Consider the following 20,939-nt stretch of genomic DNA (forward strand, 5'->3'; position numbering starts at 1 on the left):
TGAATTGATCCGATTGCTCATAAATCCACCACCCCCAGTGCTGTCCCGGGACGGAGAATCGAGCAGTCAAAAGACACCCCGAGGGCGAGGTCGAAGTGAGCACAACCTATACTGATCTGAGCTCAGCACGATTGGTCGAGCTGGCACTGAAAAGACACGAAGGTCAACTGGCCGTAAATGGCGCCCTGGTCGTCAAGACCGGCAAGCGTACTGGCCGTTCACCGATGGACCGGTTCATTGTTCAGGAGCCCGGCACAGAAAATACCGTCCACTGGGGCCCGATCAACCGTCCCTTCGATCCGGACCGGTTTGACGCCCTGTGGGACCGCGTGGCGAGCTACCTGGCCGCCCGGGAGCACTTCCTGTCCCACGTTCATGTGGGCTCGGATCCCGAGCATTACCTGCCGGTCCAGATGCGCACCGAGACCGCCTGGCAGAACCTCTTCGGCCGCAATCTCTTTATCCGCCCGGACCGCTATAACCCGGCAGACAAGGACGAATGGCAGATTCTCAACGCCGCCAATTTCGAGTGTGTCCCGGAGCGGGACGGCACCAACAGTGACGGCTGCGTGATCATCAATTTCGCGGCCCGCAAGGTGCTGCTGGCCGGCATGCATTACGCCGGTGAGATGAAGAAGGCCATGTTCTCCGTTCAGAACTTCCTGCTGCCCGAGAAGGACGTTCTGCCGATGCACTGTTCCGCCAACGTCGGCGATGACGGTGATACCTGCCTGTTCTTCGGCCTCTCCGGTACCGGCAAGACCACCCTCTCCGCCGATCCCAACCGTTACCTGATCGGTGACGATGAGCACGGCTGGGGTCCCGGAACGGTCTTCAATATCGAGGGCGGCTGCTACGCCAAGTGCATCGACCTGAGCAAGAAGAACGAGCCGATCATCTGGGACGCCATCCGCTTCGGTGCCATCGTGGAAAACGTGACCATCGACCCGGAGAACCGCGAGCCGGATTACACCGATGTGTCCCTCACCGAGAACTCCCGCTGCGCCTACCCCCTGGAGCACGTGGAAAAGCGGGTTGAAGAAAACCGTGCCGGCGAGCCTTCCCATATCGTGTTCCTGACCTGCGACATGACCGGCGTGCTGCCGCCAGTGTCGATCCTCAGCAAGGAAGCGGCCGCCTATCACTTCCTGAGCGGCTACACCGCGCTGGTGGGCTCCACCGAGATGGGCTCTTCCGCCAAGCTGAAGTCCACCTTCTCGACCTGTTTCGGAGCACCCTTCTTCCCGCGGCCGGCAGGCGTTTACGCGGAACTGCTGATGAAGCGGATGGATGCCTTCGGCAGCAAGGTCTTCCTGGTGAACACCGGCTGGACCGGTGGCCCCTACGGCGTGGGCGAGCGTTTCAGCATTCCCACCACCCGCGGCATCATCAGCGCCATCCAGAACGGCGACCTGGACAATGCCGAGACCGAGCATCTGCCGACTCTGAACCTGGATGTGCCCAAGGCTGTCCCCGGCGTCGACAGCAACCTGCTGAACCCGCGCAACACCTGGGCCAGCAAGGAAGAGTATGATGCCAAGGCGAAGGAGCTGATCAGCCAGTTCGTGGAGAACTTCAAGAAATTCGAGGTTTCCGACGCCATCGTCGCGGCAGGCCCCAAGCTCTGAGCCAGCCGACGTAACCGCATCAAAAAAAGGGGTGTCCGTTGCGGACACCCCTTTTTTTCAGCTCAATGTTTTCTGTCGGTCAAAGGTTGCTGGCAATAATCCCGCAGACTCCTCCCGCTCAATCCGGCCGGCACACCACTTCACCCCCGTGTATGGTCCAGCGGAGCACACCGGGCAACGGTTCGTTCGGCACCGGCACATGCTGCCCGACGGACCGGATTGTGTCAGGGCGCGCCCGCCACTCGCCATTCAGGTCCCACAGGCCCAGACTGGCCTCCGCCCCTTCCGCGATCTCGGAGCGCTGCCCGATGATCGAGGCCGGCCCCGTGGTCAGCGCACGTGTGAGCGCGGCGAAGGAGAGCTCGCCCCGCCGGACAAGCGTCAGGCCCATGGAAAAGACACTTTCTACGGTGGACAGGCCGGGCTCGGTGACCCCGAGCGGCGCCTGCTTGGCGGCGCTGTCGTGGGGCTGGTGCTGGCTTACAATCGCATCGATAACTCCCGACTCCACACCCTCCAGCAGCGCCTTGCGGTCGGCCTCGGAACGAAGGGGGGGCACCACATGATAGCGACTGTCGAACCCGGACAGGGCCTCCTCGGTAAACAGCAACTGATGCATGGCCACGTCCGCTGAAACCGTCACGCCACGGGCACGGGCCTCAGCAACCATCGCCACGCTGCGACCACAGGACAGCTGCCCCAGGTGCAGCCGGACACCGGTTTCTTCCGCCAGCAACAACATTTCCATCACCGCTGCGGTTTCCGCCACTTCCGGCACACCCAGCAGACCCAGACGGGCGGCGACCCTGCCGTCGTGGGCATAACCGTCCGCCGCCAGGGCCTGATTCAGCGGCTGCAACATCAGGGTCAGGTCGAAGGTCCGGGCGTAGGCCATGCAACGGCGCAGGATACGGGCATTGGCCATGGCCCGGGAACCATTGCTGAAAGCCACGCAACCCGCCGCTTTCAGGCCCACCATGTCGCTCAGCAACTCTCCGGAGAGGCCCCGGGTGGCAGCACCGATGGGCAGCACCCGGATACCGGACCTGGCCCGGGCCACATCGCGGACCAGATGGGTGACGGCACCGGAATCGTTCACCGGCGAGGTGTCGGGGGAGGCGCAGACCGTCGTGTAGCCACCCCGGGCCGCAGCCCGGGTTTCGGAAGCGATATTGCCCTTCTGGCCGTTGCCGGGCTCCCGCAGATTGCAGCACAGGTCCACGAATCCCGGCATGAGGGTCAGGCCGGCGGCGTCGATTACCTGCACCGCCTCTGCGCCAGTCAGCTCCGCTCCCACTGCCTTGATACGACCGTCACTCACCAGGACGCTCAGGGGACTCTCCTGGCCAGGCAGCCTTGCCCCGTCAATTCTCAGGGTCTTGCTCATTGGTCAGCCTCCTGGGCCCGGACCCGAGCGGCACGGTCCGCCACCTGCCCGCTCATGGCCATGGACATCACTGCCATGCGGATGGCGATACCGTTGGTGACCTGGTTGAGAATCACTGATTGCGGGCCGTCCGCCACCGCGGACTCGATCTCGACACCCCGGTTGATGGGCCCGGGGTGCATGACTATGCAGTCGGGCTTTGCCAGCGCGAGCTTCTCGGTATCCAGGCCATAGAGCCGGTAGAACTCCCGCTCACTGGGCAATAATGCACCCTCCATCCGTTCTTTCTGAAGTCGCAGCATGATCACCACATCCAGATCCGCCATCCCACGGCGCATGTCGTATTCGATGGTGCAGCCCAGGCTCTCCGCATCCGCGGGCAACAGAGTGCCCGGCGCAATCAGGCGGACCTCCGCGACGCCCAGGGTCTGCAGGGCACGGATCTGGGACCGCGCCACCCGGGAGTGGAGGATATCCCCTACAATGGCCACCCTCAGACCTTCAAACGAGCCCTTGTTCTGGCGGATGGTCAGCATGTCGAGCATCGCCTGGGTGGGGTGTGCGTGGCGGCCGTCGCCGGCGTTGATGATGGCGACGCCGGGGGTCACCGACTCGGCAATGAAGTGGGGCGCGCCACTCTGGGAATGCCGCACCACGAACATGTCGCTGGCCATGGCCTCGAGGTTCAGCAGGGTGTCCGACAGGGTCTCCCCCTTGGATGTGGCCGAGGTGCTGATATCAAGGTTGAGCACGTCCGCCGACAATCGTTTGGCGGCCAGCTCGAAAGTGCTGCGGGTGCGGGTACTGGACTCAAAGAACAGGTTCACCACGGTTCGCCCCCGCAGCAGGGGGACCTTCTTGATGGTGCGCTCGCCCACCTCGATAAAGGAGTCAGCGGTATCGAGGATGTCGGTGAGCATGACCAGGTCCAGGCCATCCAGGGTAATGAAATGCCGGAGCTGGCCATCCCCGGTCAGCTGGAGGTTCCGGGAGGCCCGGTCATGGGCGCTCAGCACAACAGGATCGGTCGCCGGTATCATGCCCTGACCTCCCTGATCTCGACAGCCAGGGGTTGCGGTCCGGTCAGCTTGACCCGCTGGTGGGGCGGCAGCTTCAGGGGGCACGCCGCCACATCGGGCTGGATCGGCAGCTCCCGCTCACCCAGGTCGATGAGCGCCACCAGGGAAATGGAGCTGGGCCGGCCGTAGTCGAAGAGCTCGTTCATGGCGGCGCGAATGGTCCGGCCGCTCATGATGACGTCGTCCACCAGCACCAGGTCCCGGTCCTCCGTCTCGAACGGCAGGTGCGAAGGGGTCACCCTCGGATTGAGGCCAATCCGGCTGAAATCATCCCGGTAGAAAGAAATGTCCAGCTCGCCCCAGGGCTCGATAAGACCCAGTCTTGCGTGCAGCGCTTCCGCCAGCCACACGCCCCCGGTGCGAATCCCCACCAGCAACGGGCGATCGATACCCTTTTCCTCAAGAAAATCCTTCAGCCGCTGCTCAAGACGGTCGAGCAGAACGGGAACTTCGGGGATGTCGGTCATGGTGACGAGAGGCCTCTGCTACATCGATTGTCAGAACGAATTAATTGTCGGGATGGGTTTGCTGATGATTGAACCAGCTCTCCAGGATCAGCACCGCGGCGAGATCGTCCACGCCGTGCCGACCAAAGTCGCTGCTACCACCGCTGGCCAGCACCGCCTCCTTGGCCTCGAAGCTGCTAAGGCGCTCATCCATCATCTCCACAGGCACGTGGAAACGGCCGTGAATGCGCTTGCCAAACTTGCGGGCCCGGGCGCAGATGTCGCTTTCGGTGCCATCCATGTTCAGGGGGAGGCCCACCACAACCAGATCCGGACACCATTCCGTCAGCACGGCACCAATCCGGTCCCAGTCGGGAATGCCGTCCCGGGCCGGAATCATGGTGACTGGCCGGGCCGATCCCAGCAGTTCCTGGCCAACGGCCACGCCAATACGGCGGAGACCGAAGTCGAACGCCAGCACGGTCCGCCGACCAGGGGCAGCGATGGCCTTCTCAGGCATGACCCACCGAAGAGCCCAGCTGCCCGGGATCAATACCCATGCTGGCCAGTACCGCACGGTATCGCTCCCGCCAGGGGGTGCTGAACAGTATCGCGTTGCTGGCCGGGCAGGTAAGCCAGGCGTTTCCGGCCAGCTCTTCCTCCAGCTGGCCGGCGCCCCAGCCGGAGTAGCCCAGGGCCACCAGGAAATGCTCCGGGCCGATGTCGTTGCCAATGGCCTGGAGGATATCCCGGGAAGTTGTGACCTGAAGCTCGCTGTTTATGGGCGTGGAGCTCTGCCAGCGCTCATCCGTCGGATGCAGCACAAACCCCCGCTCCTGCTCCACCGGCCCGCCGGCATACACCGGCAGTTCCAGATGACCGCCATCCATGTCCAGCTGCTCCAGGATCTCGCCCAGGGAAACATCCAGGGGATGGTTGATCATCAGACCAAAAGTGCCGTCCTCGCTGTGCTCGCAGATATATACGAGACCGCCCTGGAAATTGGGATCACCCAGCCAGGGCGACGCCACCAGAAAGTGATCTTTCAGGGACTGGGTCTTGCGCGGGCCGTCACTCATCCCGACGACAGCCCCCTGGGCTGGAACGACCAGGTCCGTATGATTTCAAGCTCATCTGTCTGCTCCCGCATTTCTTCCGGGAAGGGCGCGAAAGGGGCCGCCATGCGAATGATGCGAATGGCGGCGTCGTCCAGCACCGAGTGTCCCGAGGATTCCAGAATGCTCAATTCCTTGATGGTACCGTCCTTGCGCAAGGATACCAGCAGACGAAGGTCACCGTAGATACCGCGACTGCGGGCTTCCTGGGGGTAGTTCATGTTGCCGACGCGGGTCACCTTGGTAATCCAGTTCTGGACGTACCAGGCATTGGAGGACTGCAACGTGGAAACCGCCGTGACCCGGGTCACCCTCGGTCGCCGGGCGTAGGCCTGGCGCTGGGCATCGAGGCGCGCCTCAAGGCTGGCGATTTCCAGGCTGCGTTCCATCAGGCTTTTCTCCTCGGCCACCGGCAGGTCCTGCTCGGGCTCTTCACGGGCTTCCTCGCGGCTCGCCTGGGGCCGCGACTGGCCGGAGGTCTGCACCACTTCCCGCTCGGCCCTGGGCTGGCGTTCGGTGACAGTGGGGGGTTCGGGCTGCACCTGCTCCACCTGCCGGGCATTCACTTCCGCTATTTCCGTGGTGGTCTGCTCGCGCTTTTCCTCGAGCTCACCGCTGCCCTGCTGGGTGGTGGCCGCCAGAAAATCGGCCTCCTCGGGTGCCTGCTCGTCACTGAAGCGGGACAGAGTGATCTCCATGGTGGACGCGCTGGTCGCCGGCTCCTCCGGCGCAAAGCTCACGCCCAGCAGGATCAGCGCGTGAAGCGCGAGCGCCATGAACAAAGTAAACATCAGGCGATCGTTCGCCGTGACCTGTGCCGCCATTCCAGCCACTTCCCGGGGGTTCCTTATTCAGAGGATCTCAATCAGCGGGCCATTATCCCAGGCGACGCTCGATCGCATCCATGAGCTGGCCCGCAATATCGATCCCGAAAGCCGCATCAAGTTCCCGCACACAGGTGGGGCTGGTCACATTGATTTCGGTCAGATAGTCGCCGATCACATCGATGCCCACGAAGATCAGGTTCTTCTCCCGCAGCACCGGAGCGACCCGTTCGCAGATCTCCCGGTCCCGCGCTGTAAGCTCGCGGCCCTCGCCCCGGCCTCCCGCCGCCAGGTTGCCACGATTCTCGCCCACGGAGGGAATCCGGGCCAGCGCGAAGGGCACAGGCTCGCCTTCGATGATCAGAATCCGCTTGTCGCCCTCGGCGATCTCGGGGATGTATTTCTGGGCCATGCACTGGTGCTCGCCGTCGTTGGTGAGCGTCTCGATGATCACGCCCAGGTTGAAGTCGTTTTCCCGGACCCGGAACACCGACTTGCCGCCCATACCATCCACCGGCTTCATGATCACATCGCCATGCTCCCGGTAGAATTGCCGCAGGCGGTCGGCGGAACGGGTCACGATAAGGGGGGGAGTGCAGTCCTCAAACTGGGTGGCGAACAGCTTCTCGTTGCAGTCCCGCAGAGCCGCGGTGGGATTGACCACCAACGCGCCCTGGCGCTCCGCCGCCTCCAGAATATGGGTGGCCATCAGGAATTCCCGGTCCACCGGTGGATCCTTGCGCATCAGAATCGCATCCAGATCACCCAGGGCGACGTCGTCTTCACGACCCAGGGTAAACCAGTCGTGGGGGTCCATCCTGACCTCCAGCTGTCGCACCCGGGCGCGGGCCTGCCCCCCCACCATGTAGAGATCCGGAAGCTCCATGTACTCGACCTGCCAGCCCCGCTGCCGGGCGGCCCACAGCATGGCCAGAGAGGTATCCTTTTTATAGTGGATCGCTTCGATCGGATCCATGACAACACCGATTCTGACTGTCATTGCGCCTCCCCCGGCCACTTGATAAAAAACAGGAACCCGTCTACAGAGCTTACTGATTGAAGGGTGCTATGCTGAGTCATGGAATGGTATTGCACACGGCGCCGGAATGCACCCGCATTCCCCGCCCGACGCCATAAAAACGTCGCCATGGGCGACTGAAACTGTGAGCGGTACAATACGACACAAACTTAAACTTTGTTGCAGGTCACGAATATCCTATAAATAGAGAGGCTTGATAGAACACCCTCAAATAGTGTGTTAAAAAGCCATTCTCTGAACAACGACACTCGCAGAGCGCAGGGCAGTTGCACAATGGATGACAACTTCGAAAATCTGAAAATCATGGTGATTGACGACAGCAAGACCATTCGTCGCACCGCAGAGACGCTACTCAAGAAAGTGGGCTGCGAGGTAATCACCGCGACCGACGGTTTCGATGCGCTCGCCAAAATTGCCGATTCCCGCCCTGACATCATCTTCGTGGATATCATGATGCCGCGCCTTGATGGTTACCAGACCTGCGCTCTGATCAAAAATAATTCCGCGTTCCGGAAAACACCCGTCATAATGCTCTCGAGCAAGGACGGCCTGTTTGACAAGGCCAAGGGGCGCATTGTCGGGTCTGACCAGTACCTGACAAAACCGTTCAGCAAGGACGAGCTACTTAATACCATTCGCCAGTACGTTCCCCAGGCGGAACAGTAACTCCGCCCTATAAGAGAACCATTGAGGATAACATGGCCCGTATTCTGATTGTTGACGACTCCCCCACCGAAATTAAGAAGATCTCCACCATCCTGGAGAAGCACAAGCACGAGGTTCTGACCGCCGACAACGGCGCCGATGGCGTTGCCATGGCCCGCGCGGAGAACCCGGACCTGGTGCTGATGGATGTGGTCATGCCGGGACTGAATGGCTTCCAGGCCACCCGCCAGCTTACCCGCGCGCCGGAAACCGCGTCCATCCCGGTCGTCATCGTGACCACCAAGGACCAGGAAACTGACCGGGTCTGGGGCACCCGCCAGGGGGCCAAGGGCTACCTGGTCAAGCCGGTCAATGAAAACGACCTGATCAACACCATCGACAGTCTCGTGTCCTGAATCCGCCCCGTGGAGTAAGCATGTCTGCCCAGGCCGCCCCCTTTGCCGTACTGACGGATATTGCCCGGCGAAGCCGGTCCCTCGCTGCCGGCCTTCCGGAGCAGCAGGAAGCCGTAACCCTCTGGAACGGCATCGGGTTCATGCTGGCGGGCCAACGCTTCGTCGCACCCATGGGCGAGGTGGTGGAAATTCTCCACGTTCCCCGCTTTACCCATGTGCCGGGTGTCCGGCCATTCATGCTTGGTGTCGCCAACGTCCGTGGCCGGCTGCTGCCCCTGATCGACCTCACCCAGTTTCTCGGCCTCCCCCGGGGCTCCCGCAGTAACCGGGACCGGCGGATATTGGTCGTTGAGCAGGATGACATCTTCACCGGCCTGGTGGTGGATGATGTCGCCGGCATGCAGTACTTCGCAGAAGACAGTTTTGTGGTGCATCCAGGCAATGTTCATGAGGCGGTCCAGCCTTTCGTACAGGGCGGTTACGTCCGGGATGAAGAAATCTGGAACGTGTTCTCAACTTTTGCGCTGATCGATGATGAGCGCTTTCTGGATGTGTCACAGTGGTAATGTTTACGGCCGTGCCGGCATCGCTGGCCGACTTACCCTCTGAAACCTATTTGCCAAAAAAAGAAGAGGCCGGGAGCCAAAGATGAAAAACAAAGCCGGAAGATTCAGCATGGGACAGGGCGCCAACAAGCTTGTTGCCACTCTGATCGCAGCGCTGATCGTACTCACCGTGCTGCTCGTTGCGGTTCTGTTCATTATCAACCGGAACAGCCAGAACGATCAGGAATACATTGCTCACGCCAGTGAGCTGCGGGTCTTGTCCCAGGAGATCACCAGTAACGCCACGGAAGCGGCCTCTGGTACCCCCGAGGCCTTCGACCGGCTTCAGCGCAGCCGTAACGACTTCGCCCGGCTCTGGGACTATATTCTCAACGGTAACCCGGCCACCGGCCTGCCGCCGAGTGAGCTGGCAGCCGAGAGCAATGTCCAGGCCCGCTGGAACGTTCTTCGGGAGAGTGCCGACAGCATCGTGAATACCCGGGAAGAGGTTCTGGGTCTTCATGAAGTGGCGAATACGCTGAACGAGACCATTCCCCGGCTTCAGGTTGAGTACAACGACATTGTCCAGGTACTGCTGGACAACAACGCACCGGCGGAACAGGTTGCCCTGGCCCAGCGCCAGTCCCTGCTGGCTGAACGTATCGCCCGGGCCGTCAACAGCGTACTGTCCGGCGACGAGGACGCTGTGGTGGCCGCCGACCGGTTCGGCCGGGACGCCACCCAGTTCGGCCGCGTTCTGCAGGGCCAGCTGGAAGGCAGCCCCGCCATGGGCATCTCCCGTATCGATATCGACGAGGCCCGCTACGGCCTGGAAGCCGTCCAGGAACTGTACCAGTTCGTTGCCCAGAACATTGACGCCATCCTGGAAGCCTCCCCTGACCTCTATCAGGTCCGGAACGCGGCCAACGACATTTTCCAGAACTCCCAGCTGCTGCTGAGCGAGATTTCCGACCTGGCCGACGCCTTTGCCGGCCGCGCCGATGCCCGCCTGATCAGCCCGCTGCTGGCCTACCTGATTCTCGCCCTGATGGTCGCGACCGTGGTTGCCATCGGTCTGGTACTCTACCGCGCCGCCCAGGAGCGCCTGGCCCAGACCCAGGCCCAGAACGAGCAGAACCAGAATGCGATCCTGCGACTGCTGGACGAACTGGCGGACCTGGCAGACGGTGACCTGACCACCGAGGCCACGGTAACCGAGGACTTCACCGGTGCCATCGCCGACTCCATCAACTACGCGATCGACCAGATGCGTGGCCTGGTACAGGCCATCCGGGGCACGGCGGTACGGGTTGCTTCCGCGGCCCAGGAATCCCAGTCCACCGCCATGCAGCTGGCAGACGCCTCCGAGCACCAGGCCCAGGAAATCGCCGGAGCCTCTGCGGCGGTGAACGAGATGGCCGTGTCCATCGACCAGGTATCCTCCAACGCAGCGGAATCCACCGCGGTTGCGGAGCGCTCGGTTGCCATCGCCAAGAAAGGCGCGGAAGTGGTACAGAACACCATTCGCGGCATGGACAACATCCGTGAGCAGATCCAGGAAACCTCGAAGCGGATCAAGCGCCTGGGTGAATCCTCCCAGGAAATCGGTGACATCGTATCGCTGATCAACGACATTGCCGACCAGACCAACATCCTGTCCCTGAACGCGGCTATCCAGGCCTCCATGGCCGGTGATGCGGGCCGGGGCTTCGCGGTGGTTGCGGACGAGGTTCAGCGCCTGGCGGAACGTTCCTCTGCAGCGACCAAGCAGATTGAAGCCCTGGTAAAGACCATCCAGTCGGATACCAACGAAGCGGTTATCTCCATGGAACACACCACCGCCGAGGTGGTCCGTGGTGCACGTCTGGCGCAGGACGCCGGTGTTGCCCTGGAGGAAATCGAGAACGTATCCATGAGCCTGGCCGAACTCATCCAGAACATCTCCAACGCCGCCCGTCAGCAGGCGTCCTCGGCAGCTCACATTTCCAACACCATGAACGTTATCCAGGAAATCACCTCCCAGACATCCTCCGGTACCAACGCCACCGCGCGGTCCATCGGAAACCTGGCAGAGATGGCTTCCGAGCTGCGGTCTTCGGTTGCTGGCTTCACGCTGCCGGAGGAAGATACCGTCGACACCTACAGCGAGGAAGACCGCAACGTTCCGGTGGTCAGCTGACCACCGCTGCCAGGGGCGATGAGGGTTTATGTCTGAAACACCCCGCAACCTGTCAGCTGGCTCCGACACCTGGGCGCTGCGCCCGCTTCCAGACATGGACGAGGCGCAGTTCCACCAATGGAAAACCCTGTTGGAGCATCGGACTGGCATGGCCCTCGCCCCTGAGCGCAAGTCTTTTCTGGAAACCAACATCGGCATCCGGATGCGGGAAATCGGATGCGGCAGCTTTCAGGCCTATTACGAGAAGATCGTTGCCGGGCCGGAAGCGGTGGTGGAGTGGGCAACCCTTGTTGATCGCCTCACGGTGCAGGAGACCCGGTTCTTCCGGGATCCTGATGCCTTCCGGCTGGTGCATGACTACGTCATGACCCGGCCACGGGAGCAACTCCGCCAGAGGCCTCTTGAGGCCTGGAGTGTGGGCTGCTCCACTGGCGAAGAGGCCTACACCCTCGCCATCCTGCTGAATGAATGCATGGAGCAGCTGGAGCTGCCACCGCTGTATGGGGTAACCGGTTCTGACATCAGCAAGCCGGCTCTGGAGAAGGCTGAACGGGGTTTGTTCAACCCGCGACGCCTGAACGGCATGGATGACAGCCTCCGTCAGCGGTATTTCCGGGCAGGAGCCCGCAACAGTGCAGAAATTACGGAGGGAATTCGTGAGCGCGTCTGTTTCACCCGGCTCAATGTGCTGGACCTGAAGCGCGCCCCGATGCAGGGGATGAACATCATCTTCTGCCAGAACCTGCTGATCTATTTCCGCCGCTGGCGACGGCGGGAGATCCTGAAGCGGCTGGCGGGGTATCTCGCTCCTGGTGGCCTGCTGGTGCTGGGCCAGGGCGAAATCACCGGCTGGCAACCACCGGGACTGCAGCGGGTTCCCTCGGAACATGTACTGGCGTGGATTCGCCGCCAGTCGGACGACGAATAACCGGAGTGGTTATGGGCAACAACCATGACAATATCGCCCTGGACTGGGTTCGTGGCGAGATCGAACAGACCCTTAAACAGGGCCAGCAGGCACTGGAAGCGTACGTCGACAATCGCGACGATACCGCTCGCCTGCGCTTCTGTCTGAATTACCTGCATCAGGTCCATGGCACGCTGCAGATGGTGGAGTTGCAGGGCGCCGCCCTGCTCACCGAGGAGATGGAGAAACTCACCCAGGCTATTCTCGGCAACCGGGTGGACAGTCCCGACCAGGCGGTGGGCGTGCTGATGGAGGCGATTCTGCGTCTGCCCCGCTACCTGGAGGGCCTGCGCTCCAGTGCCGACGATCTGCCCCTTGCCCTGCTCCCGCTGCTTAATGATCTGCGTGCCGCCCGCGGTGAAGGCCTGCTGTCGGACCTCTCCCTGTTCCGGCCGGACATGACCCAGGCCAGATTCGAGCCCTCACCGAAAGTTGCCCGTCTGCTACAGGATCCGAAAATCCTGGCGAACGTCGGCAAACTGGGCAAGATGTTCCATCGGTCGGTAATGGCGACGGATCCCGACCAGGATAACCAGGTCCATTACCAGAACCTGCAGAAGGTCATTCAGCGGCTGGTCAAGCTCTGCACCGGCACGCCCAGGGAAGAGCTCTGGCGTGCGGCCGGCGGTTTCATCGAAACCCTCCAGCACGACCTCCACGAACTGGCTCCGGCTACCCGGACTCTGCTCCAGGAACTGGATCATGAGATAGACCGGCTGACACGGGAACCCAAAGGTATTCTTCATCAGCCGGTGCCGGAAACCCTGTTCCGCAACCTGCTCTATTATGTGGCCCAGGCCCATGATGGGTCATCGCCCTACCTTGTCGACCTGCGGCAACGCTATCGCCTGACCGAGGCTCTGCCCGCCGCCGGTGAGGCCGACCACGGCGACGGACCCGGACGGGAGGCTATCCATTCCGTTGTGGTTGCCCTGAACGAGGAAGTCGCAAGACTCAAGGATCAGCTGGATCTCTTCGTCCGCGACCAGCACCGTCAGAATCAGGATCTGGAGGAGCTCATTCCAGGCCTGCGCCAGGTGGCCAATACCCTGGCGGTGATCGGTCTGGGCAACCCCCGACGGATCATCGGCGAACAGATCGATCTGGTCGAGAAACTGATCCGGCAGTCCGAAACGGCGGACGATGGCATCCTGTTGGATATCGCCGGTGCCCTGCTCTACGTCGAGGCGACCCTTTCCGGTCTCGATCGTGACCGCGGCCCAGGTCTCCAGCGCAAGGCGCTGGCGGACGAGGACGACACCGATGTCGGCGGACCCGGTCGCCAGGAGCTGGGAGACGCCCATACCGCCCTTCTGCGGGAGTCCCGCAACGCCCTGGAGCAGGTCAAGAGCGCGGTCGTCAATTTTATAGCCTCCCAGTGGGACCCGCGGGAAATCGAACACGTGCCCTCGATGCTGGCGAGCATCGAGGGAGGCCTCAAGGTCATCCCCCTGGAACGCCCCGCCCAGATCCTGTCCGCAGCCCGCGATTACATCCAGCAGGTATTGCTGGAGCGCAGGCGGATCCCGGACTGGAAGCAACTGGACACCCTGGCCGATAGCGTCACCAGTATCGAGTACTACCTGGAGCGGCTGACCGACGGCATTTCCGACAATGAGTCGGTACTGCGGGTCGCCGAGGAAAGCCTGCGCTCCCTCGGCTTCCCTCCCGGTGAAGAGCCGACCTGGGTAGAGGCCGAGACCAGCGCCGAAATTCCGGAAGGCAGGTCCAGCCAGGCGCCCCTGGAAGCCCCGGAGCAGGCCGCAAAAAATTCCGACATGGATCTTGTGGATGATGAGATTCTCGAGATTTTCGTCGAGGAAGCCGGCGAGGTCCTGGAAACCATCCATGAATGGTATCCCCAGCTGCGTCAGAACCATGACGACCGGGAAGCCCTTACCGAAGTTCGCCGAGCCTACCACACTCTCAAGGGTAGTGGCCGGCTGGTGGGCGCCGTCAGTATTGGCGAGCTGGCCTGGTCCATCGAGAACCTGCTGAACCGGGTCCTTGACCAGTCCCTGAAACCCACCGACGAACTGTTCGCGCTGGTGGACGAGGTTAACGACCGGCTGCCAGGGTTGATTGACGAATTCCGCACCGGCAGTGCCGACGGCGACGTGTCGGATCTCATTCAGCGCGCGGAGGCCATGGCCACCACCCGCAAGACCGGCCAGGAGGCGGTTCCGGATGAGGCCGCCGACGATCATGAAGCGTGGGCGGAAACTTCGGAAAACGACGACCTCCGGGAGCCCGGAGAGGCAGCCGAGGAGGCCCCGGCCCAGGCCATTCCGCCCGAAAGCACGCCCGAGCCCGCTGACGATTATGACGATCTGATTGATGACGAGATCATCGAGATCTTCGTGGAAGAAGCCGGTGAAGTGCTGGAAACCATCAACGAATACCTGCCCATGCTGCTGCGACAGTACGATGATCGCAGCGCCATGGCGGAAGTCCGACGGGCCTTCCACACCCTCAAGGGCAGTGGCCGTATGGTTGGTGCCACCACGGTGGGAGAGCTTGCCTGGTCAGTGGAGAACATGCTGAACCGGGTTATCGACGGCACCGTGCTCATGAACGACGACATTGCCTCGTTACTGCGGGAGGTTACCGACCAGCTCCCCGCCCTGGTTGCCGATTTCGAGCACCGGCGCACGGCGTCGGTCGACACCCAGGCCCTGGAGATGCGTGCCAACGCCCTGGCCAATGGCGACATCTCCGACGCCCGCGAGATGCCTGCCGCCGACCAGGAGCCGGAAGCGGTTGTGGAGGAAACACCGGAGCCGGCCGACGGCGACAACGACGACCTTGTCGATCCGGTCCTGGTGGATATTTTCGAGAGCGAGGCCCGCACCCACCTGGCCACCCTGGAGGCATTCCTGGAAGAGTCCGAGGGCCGCAGCAGCGTGCCCTACACCGACCACGTCTCCCGGGCTCTCCATACTCTCAAAGGCAGCGCCAATACCGCCGGCATCCAACCGATCGCAGAAATCATCACTCCGCTGGAACAGTTCGTGAAACAGGCCCGCGCGGAAAACCGGCGTGCCGACAGCGATGTGCTTCAGCTGATTCACCAGGCCTGCGAATTCCTGAAGTCGGGCCTGGACCAGCTTCATACCTCGCCCCAGCAGCCCCTGCGCGGCACCGAAGCCTACCTGGAGCGGCTGGCGATGGTCTCCGCCCAGACCCTGGGTCGCCGCGACCGGGAAGACGGTCGCGAGAGCACCGGCAGCATCGACAGCCAGCTGGTGACACTGTTCCTCAGCGATGGCCTTGACGTTCTGCTGGATGCTGATCGCATCGTCAATGAATGGACCGAGGAACCCGGCGAAATCGAGGGCATCCAGCGGCTGAGCCACGAGCTGGAGCAGTTGAGCAAGGGCGCCCGCAATGCCGGCCTGACCGACGTTTCAGAACTGACCGATGGACTGTCAACCGTTTACCGCAATGCCCTGTCTCACCCGGAAGGGCCGGACGACTGGTTCCTGGAAACGGTTCGCTCCGCCCATGATCACCTCATCAATCTGATGGACCAGGTGGCCGCCGGGCTGGCAACCCAGCCCGACGCCACCCTCCAGACCGAACTGCAGGTGCTGGCCGACTCCCTGTCGACTGTTGACGCGGACAGTGCCGGCACCGATGAAGACGTGGATTACGACACCCTGGCGCTGCCGGACGTGGACGTCAGCGAGGAAACCGACGAGATCACCGATGAGGTGGACGAAGAGTTGGCGGAAATCTTCCTGGAAGAAGCCCAGGACCTGATAGCCAGTACCGCCGATGCCCTGGAGTCCTGGCAGGAGCGGCCCGACAACACCGAACTGTTACGGCTGATGCAGCGCGACCTGCATACCCTCAAGGGCGGAGCCCGTCTGGCGGATGTCCAGGCCATCGGCAACCTGGCCCATGACCTGGAAACCCTCTTTGAAGGCCTCAGTGAACACCGCCTGGGGATGACACCCGAACTGTCGGACCTGCTGTTCCGTTGCCACGACCGCCTGGCCGGAATGGTGGAAGCCCTTGCCAATGGCGAGCCGCCGCGTCCGGCGCCGGATCTGGAAGCCGATATCCGGCGTTACATGGATACCGCCAGTGGCAGCCGACCTGTAACTGACATGCCGGGCACCGGAGAAGAGCTGCCCGACACCGACGGGTTTGCCGAAGACCAGATTATCGAAGACCGGGACGAGTCTGAGCGTCCAGAAGGGGTTGCGGAATTCGATGCCGAGCCAGAAGTCCCCGATGACTTTGCGGACGATCAGGACGAGCCGGTAGCCCCGGAGGAAGTTGCGGAAGATCCGGAGCAATCCGAGACACCCTACGAGCTGGGCCTGCCCGATCTGGAGGATCTGGATCAGGAGGCTGCGACCTATGATCTTTCCCATCTGGATCCGGAGCTGGTGTCGATCTTCCTTGAGGAAGCCTACGACCTGATCAACTCCACAGGCAGCGCCCTGCACGCCTGGAGCGAAAACACCACCGATCAGACCGTTGCCGCGGAGCTTCAGCGGGACGTCCATACCCTCAAGGGCAGCGCCCGGATGACGGGGGTCGAACCCATCGCCGATCTGACTCATGTGCTGGAAGATCTGTTCGAACGTGTTGTGGAGGGCCGTCTGAGCGCCAGCCAGCAGATGCTGGACCTGCTGTTCGCGTGTCACGACCGTCTGGCCAACATGGTGGATGAAGTGGCCACCTCCCGGCCCTGCGCGCCCGCCAGGGACCTGGTGGCGCGGGTGCAGGCCATCCTCGACGGCCGCTCGCCTGCCGGGCCCTCACCTGAGCCGATGCCGGCGCCGGCGGTGGACGAAAGCGTCACGACTGAAGCAGACGAAGCTCCGGAGCTCAGCGCCGATGAAATCACCGGCATGTTCCTCGAGGAAGGTCTCGACATCTGTGAGTCTATCGAGGAGAGCCTGGTGCAGTGGCGGGAGGAGCCGGAACAGCTCACCGGCATTACCCAGCTGCAGGAGGAGCTTCATACCCTCAAGGGCGGAGCCCGGCTGGCGGATATCGATGCGGTCGCGGATCTCGCGGCAGCCTGGTCCGATGCCCTCGGCCCCCTCCTGGAAGGTTCGGGCAACCAGCCACTGGTACTTTCCCTGAGCGAGCGTGCCAATGCCGGCCTCAGGGCCATGCTGACAGCCCTTGAGGAAGGTGATCGCCCCGCCGCGGACGACGGCCTGCTACGCCTTCTCCGTGAGGCCGCGAGCCACCTGGACGAGCCCGGGGAGGCACTGACGCCAGCGCCGGAAGCCAACACCGATGAAGAGCCGGACGTCGAAGTCCTGGAGATCTTCCTGGAAGAAGCCCAGGAGATTCTCGACCAGCTCGAACAGCTGTTGGCCGACTGGCGCCAGGAGCCGGACAGTCACCATTTCAACCAGGAGATCCAGCGGGCACTCCATACTCTCAAGGGCGGCGCCCGCCTGTCCCGGCAACCCGAACTGGGCGACCTGGCCCACGACTTTGAAGCCCTGTTGACGGACCTGGGGGACAAAGTGCCGGACCAGGCTGCCTGGCAGAAGATCACACAGTATCACGATGGCCTGATTGCATCGGTGAGCAGGGTCCGGAGCGATTTCGAGGCTTATCTGGCCCGGAGCAGCGACAGCCCGGCCCGGGAAGCCCCGGCACCGAAGGCAGAGCCCGAGGCCCGGAGCGCACCGGAAACCGGCACCGTCGTGCCGGCACCGGCGAAAGCGCCGCAGGCGACCCGCAAGGCCATCGAAAAGCGACGCCGCGAGTCCGCCAGGGCGGCCCAGGAAACCATCCGGGTATCCGCTCCGTTGCTGGATGACCTGGTCAACCTGGCCGGCGAGACCAGTATTACCCGGAGCCGGCTGGAGCAGCAGAACAGTGACTTCAGCCACACCCTGGATGAAATGGCCGCAACCATTGACCGGCTGCGGGAACAGCTGCGGCGGATGGATATCGAGACCGAAGCCCAGATTCTGTTCCGGGCCGAGCAGGAGCATGGCCCGGACTATGGCGAAGACTTCGACCCCCTGGAAATGGACCGTTACTCGTCCATCCAGCAGTTGTCGAGAGCCCTGAGCGAATCCTCTTCCGACCTTGCCGACCTTCGGGAGACCATGGCTGACCGGGTCCGGGATACCGATACCCTGCTGGTCCAGCAGTCCCGGATCAATACCGAGCTGCAGGAAGGTCTGATGAAGACCCGGATGATCCCCTTCGCCTCAATGGTGCCGAGGCTGCGGCGGATCGTGCGCCAGATCAGTGGCGAACTGGGCAAAAAGGTGGAATTCGATGTCCGTAACGCCGAGGGCGAACTGGACCGTAACATTCTCGAACGGATGGTGGCGCCGCTGGAACACATGCTCCGCAACGCCCTGGACCACGGTATCGAGAGCCCCTCGGAGCGGGCCCGGGCCGGCAAGCCGGAAACCGGCCAGGTCAACCTGACCCTGACCCGCGAAGGTGGCGAAGTGGTTCTGCGGATGATGGATGACGGTGCGGGTATTCCCAGTGACATCATCCGTCGCAAAGCCATCGAGCGTGGCTTGCTGTCAGAGAACGAAAATCTGAGCCAGCGGGAAATTCTCCAGTTCATTCTGCAGCCAGGCTTCTCCACCGCCAAGGAAGTCACCCAGATTTCCGGTCGCGGCGTGGGCATGGATGTGGTTGCCAGCGAGATCAAGCAGCTGGGCGGCAGCCTGGACATTGACTCCCGGCTCGGTGAGGGCACCACCTTCACGGTTCGGCTGCCGTTCACGGTATCCGTGAACCGGGCACTGATGGTGTCCACCGGTGAAGACTTCTATGCCATACCGCTCAATACCATCGAAGGTATCGTGCGGGTCAGCACCTGGGAGCTGGAGGAGTATTACCAGCCGGAAGCGCCCATGTATGAGTATGCCGGTCAGGAATACCGCCTGCAGTACCTGGGGGGCCTGCTTCACAGCGAACATCGTCCCAAGCTTCAGGGCCAGGCCCTGCCGCTGCCGGTGATCCTGGTGCGGGGCTCCGAGCAGCCCATGGCGCTGCAGGTGGACAGTCTGCTGGGCAGCCGCGAGATCGTTGTAAAATCCCTGGGGCCTCAGTTCAGCTCCGTGCGGGGGGTTTCCGGTGCCACCATCCTGGGTGACGGCAACGTGGTGGTGATCCTGGATCTGCCCGCCATGATCCGCTCCGACATCCTGTCCGAGCGTCAGCGTCTGGCTGATCATGCAGCCCAGCAGCAGCAGTACCGGGAAGACCGGCCCACGCTGGTCATGGTGGTGGACGACTCGGTCACGGTGCGTAAGGTTACCTCGCGCCTGCTGGAACGGAACGGAATGGAAGTGGTAACCGCCAAAGACGGTCTCGACGCGGTGGCCCAGCTGCAGGACCACAGGCCGGACATCATCCTGCTGGATATCGAAATGCCCCGGATGGACGGTTTCGAAGTGGCGAGCTTCGTACGGCATGATGACAGCCTGCGGGAGGTACCCATCTGCATGATCACTTCCCGGACCGGTGCAAAACACCGGGATCGGGCGCTGAGTCTCGGCGTCAATGAATACCTGGGCAAGCCGTTCCAGGAATCCGAGCTGCTGGAGACCATCGAACGCCTGACCGGTGAGAAAATTGGCGATGGAGAGAGCTGATGGAGGGGGAGGGCGGTCGGCCTGCGGTCGGTATAGTCTCTGACGACGTTCTGCAGCGCCACCGCCTTCAGGAAGCGACGGGGCGCTTCGGCCTGCGGCCGGGGTTCTCCGGCGCCCCGGAACGCATTCTCGGCTATGACCTGTTGCCGGACGCCAGCCTCTGGCTGGTGACTCTGGAGGACGAGGCGGACCACCCGACCCTCTTTGACCATTTGCTGGATCACACCGAGGCGCCCATCCTGTTTGGCATTGATCCGGCGCCCAAGCCCGGCACCCGGGATTTCATCCGCTGGGAGCGCCGCCTGCTCAGGAAGCTGGAGGAGCAGCTTGGCCCCCTGGAGCAGACCGAGTCGGTCCAGGCACTGGAGGCGCTGGCCCAGACACCGCCGCCGCAACCTGCCGCAACTCAGTTGCCACCCTGGATCAGGCCCGCGTCACCGGGCCAGCTCGCCGAGGAAGTCTGGATTCTGGGGGCGTCACTGGGAGGACCGGCCGCGGTGAAGGCCTTTCTGGACAATCTCCCTCCGGGTTTGCCGGTAGGGTTTGTCTATGCCCAGCACATCGACGGTAACTTCACCGATGTACTGGCAAAGGTGCTCGGGCGCCATGCCCACTACCGGTTGCAACGGGCCGAGGAAGGGATGGGGATAGCGTGCGGTCAGGTGACCCTGATACCCGTTGAGCGGGAATGGACACTCACCCGTGAGGGCACACTGACGGAAAAGACCAATGCCTGGCCCGGGCCCTACGGCCCGTCCATTGATCAGGTATTACTGAATTTTGGTGATCACTTCGGGCCCCGCTGCCATGCCATACTGTTTTCCGGCATGGGCAACGACGGAGCCGTGGCGGCCCCCATGCTGCGGGCCTTCGGCAGCAATATCTGGGTGCAGGCGAGCGAAACCTGCGCCAACAGCGCCATGCCAGAGGCCGTGTCGGCGACCGGCTGCGCCGGTTTTTCCGGCTCCCCGGAGGCCCTGGCGAAAGCGCTCGTCCGCACTGTTGCGGATGGGGCACTGCTGAAACAGACCTCGTCGCAGGATGTAACCTGAGGACAGATAA

At 62.6% G+C, this 20,939-nt stretch carries 15 protein-coding genes; 8 read left to right on the forward strand and 7 right to left on the reverse strand.

The genetic code is table 11. The features are described 5' to 3' along the window. Window positions 1-95: 95 nt before the first annotated feature. Entirely contained in the window at window positions 96-1,628 is a 1,533-nt protein-coding gene (locus BM346_RS09745) for a phosphoenolpyruvate carboxykinase (protein ID WP_092011499.1), read from the forward strand. A 118-nt stretch (window positions 1,629-1,746) separates the two neighbouring features. Here BM346_RS09745 and BM346_RS09750 read toward each other — a convergent pair whose 3' ends face one another. The 7 genes from BM346_RS09750 to gshB are packed head-to-tail and all read right to left on the reverse strand — an operon-like array spanning window position 1,747 to window position 7,479. After that, the gene (locus tag BM346_RS09750; protein ID WP_092011501.1) at window positions 1,747-3,015 is read right to left on the reverse strand and encodes a dihydroorotase; all 1,269 of its coding nucleotides are present in this window, start codon (window positions 3,013-3,015) and stop codon (window positions 1,747-1,749) included. Beyond that, a complete protein-coding gene (locus BM346_RS09755) occupies window positions 3,012-4,055 on the reverse strand; it encodes an aspartate carbamoyltransferase catalytic subunit (protein ID WP_406812880.1) in 1,044 nt (347 codons plus the stop codon). The genes BM346_RS09750 and BM346_RS09755 overlap by 4 nt, the downstream gene beginning before the upstream one ends. Continuing rightward, window positions 4,052-4,561 carry a bifunctional pyr operon transcriptional regulator/uracil phosphoribosyltransferase PyrR gene (gene pyrR / locus BM346_RS09760; protein ID WP_092011504.1) on the reverse strand — a complete coding sequence of 170 codons (510 nt, stop codon included), beginning with the start codon at window positions 4,559-4,561 and terminating at the stop codon, window positions 4,052-4,054. The genes BM346_RS09755 and pyrR overlap by 4 nt, the downstream gene beginning before the upstream one ends. A 40-nt stretch (window positions 4,562-4,601) precedes the next feature. Further along, entirely contained in the window at window positions 4,602-5,060 is a 459-nt protein-coding gene (ruvX, locus tag BM346_RS09765) for a Holliday junction resolvase RuvX (RefSeq protein ID WP_174805141.1), read from the reverse strand. Then, the gene (locus BM346_RS09770; protein ID WP_092011508.1) at window positions 5,053-5,619 is read right to left on the reverse strand and encodes a YqgE/AlgH family protein; all 567 of its coding nucleotides are present in this window, start codon (window positions 5,617-5,619) and stop codon (window positions 5,053-5,055) included. The genes ruvX and BM346_RS09770 overlap by 8 nt, the downstream gene beginning before the upstream one ends. Beyond that, window positions 5,616-6,479 carry an energy transducer TonB gene (locus BM346_RS09775; protein WP_092011511.1) on the reverse strand — a complete coding sequence of 288 codons (864 nt, stop codon included), beginning with the start codon at window positions 6,477-6,479 and terminating at the stop codon, window positions 5,616-5,618. Before BM346_RS09775 ends, BM346_RS09770 begins: the two co-directional genes overlap by 4 nt. Window positions 6,480-6,531: 52 nt before the next feature. Further along, the gene (gene gshB, locus BM346_RS09780; RefSeq protein WP_092011514.1) at window positions 6,532-7,479 is read right to left on the reverse strand and encodes a glutathione synthase; all 948 of its coding nucleotides are present in this window, start codon (window positions 7,477-7,479) and stop codon (window positions 6,532-6,534) included. Between the two features lie 312 nt (window positions 7,480-7,791). Here gshB and pilG point away from each other — a divergent pair, with 312 nt between their 5' ends. From pilG to BM346_RS09815, 7 genes are all read left to right on the forward strand, one after another. Next, entirely contained in the window at window positions 7,792-8,184 is a 393-nt protein-coding gene (gene pilG, locus BM346_RS09785; protein ID WP_092011517.1) for a twitching motility response regulator PilG, read from the forward strand. Window positions 8,185-8,216: 32 nt separating this feature from the next. After that, window positions 8,217-8,579 (forward strand): twitching motility response regulator PilH, encoded by a 363-nt coding sequence (gene pilH, locus BM346_RS09790; protein ID WP_092011519.1) that lies wholly within the window; start codon window positions 8,217-8,219, stop codon window positions 8,577-8,579. Between the two features lie 20 nt (window positions 8,580-8,599). Further along, a complete protein-coding gene (locus BM346_RS09795; RefSeq protein ID WP_092011522.1) occupies window positions 8,600-9,145 on the forward strand; it encodes a chemotaxis protein CheW in 546 nt (181 codons plus the stop codon). A gap of 82 nt (window positions 9,146-9,227) precedes the next feature. Further along, window positions 9,228-11,303 (forward strand): methyl-accepting chemotaxis protein, encoded by a 2,076-nt coding sequence (locus BM346_RS09800; protein WP_167812605.1) that lies wholly within the window; start codon window positions 9,228-9,230, stop codon window positions 11,301-11,303. Between the two features lie 28 nt (window positions 11,304-11,331). Next, window positions 11,332-12,231, forward strand: coding sequence for a CheR family methyltransferase (locus tag BM346_RS09805; RefSeq protein WP_092011525.1), 900 nt, complete (start codon window positions 11,332-11,334; stop codon window positions 12,229-12,231). A gap of 11 nt (window positions 12,232-12,242) precedes the next feature. Next, window positions 12,243-19,877, forward strand: a complete 7,635-nt coding sequence (locus tag BM346_RS09810; protein ID WP_092011529.1) for a hybrid sensor histidine kinase/response regulator — start codon at window positions 12,243-12,245, stop codon at window positions 19,875-19,877. After that, window positions 19,877-20,929: a chemotaxis protein CheB gene (locus BM346_RS09815; RefSeq protein ID WP_092011532.1), complete on the forward strand. Its 1,053-nt coding sequence runs from the start codon at window positions 19,877-19,879 to the stop codon at window positions 20,927-20,929. The genes BM346_RS09810 and BM346_RS09815 overlap by 1 nt, the downstream gene beginning before the upstream one ends. The last annotated feature ends 10 nt before the right edge of the window (window positions 20,930-20,939 follow it).

Source organism: Marinobacter daqiaonensis (assembly GCF_900115285.1).
Taxonomy (GTDB): domain Bacteria; phylum Pseudomonadota; class Gammaproteobacteria; order Pseudomonadales; family Oleiphilaceae; genus Marinobacter; species Marinobacter daqiaonensis.

Coding starts and splice junctions, on each gene's coding strand:
- BM346_RS09750 (WP_092011501.1), bottom strand. CDS start 3,015: ATGAGCAAGACCCTGAGAATTGACGGGGCAAGGCTGCCTGGCCAGGAG.
- BM346_RS09755 (WP_406812880.1), bottom strand. CDS start 4,055: ATGATACCGGCGACCGATCCTGTTGTGCTGAGCGCCCATGACCGGGCC.
- pyrR (WP_092011504.1), bottom strand. CDS start 4,561: ATGACCGACATCCCCGAAGTTCCCGTTCTGCTCGACCGTCTTGAGCAG.
- ruvX (WP_174805141.1), bottom strand. CDS start 5,060: ATGCCTGAGAAGGCCATCGCTGCCCCTGGTCGGCGGACCGTGCTGGCG.
- BM346_RS09770 (WP_092011508.1), bottom strand. CDS start 5,619: ATGAGTGACGGCCCGCGCAAGACCCAGTCCCTGAAAGATCACTTTCTG.
- BM346_RS09775 (WP_092011511.1), bottom strand. CDS start 6,479: ATGGCGGCACAGGTCACGGCGAACGATCGCCTGATGTTTACTTTGTTC.
- gshB (WP_092011514.1), bottom strand. CDS start 7,479: ATGACAGTCAGAATCGGTGTTGTCATGGATCCGATCGAAGCGATCCAC.
- pilG (WP_092011517.1), top strand. CDS start 7,792: ATGGATGACAACTTCGAAAATCTGAAAATCATGGTGATTGACGACAGC.
- pilH (WP_092011519.1), top strand. CDS start 8,217: ATGGCCCGTATTCTGATTGTTGACGACTCCCCCACCGAAATTAAGAAG.
- BM346_RS09795 (WP_092011522.1), top strand. CDS start 8,600: ATGTCTGCCCAGGCCGCCCCCTTTGCCGTACTGACGGATATTGCCCGG.
- BM346_RS09800 (WP_167812605.1), top strand. CDS start 9,228: ATGAAAAACAAAGCCGGAAGATTCAGCATGGGACAGGGCGCCAACAAG.
- BM346_RS09805 (WP_092011525.1), top strand. CDS start 11,332: ATGTCTGAAACACCCCGCAACCTGTCAGCTGGCTCCGACACCTGGGCG.
- BM346_RS09810 (WP_092011529.1), top strand. CDS start 12,243: ATGGGCAACAACCATGACAATATCGCCCTGGACTGGGTTCGTGGCGAG.
- BM346_RS09815 (WP_092011532.1), top strand. CDS start 19,877: ATGGAGGGGGAGGGCGGTCGGCCTGCGGTCGGTATAGTCTCTGACGAC.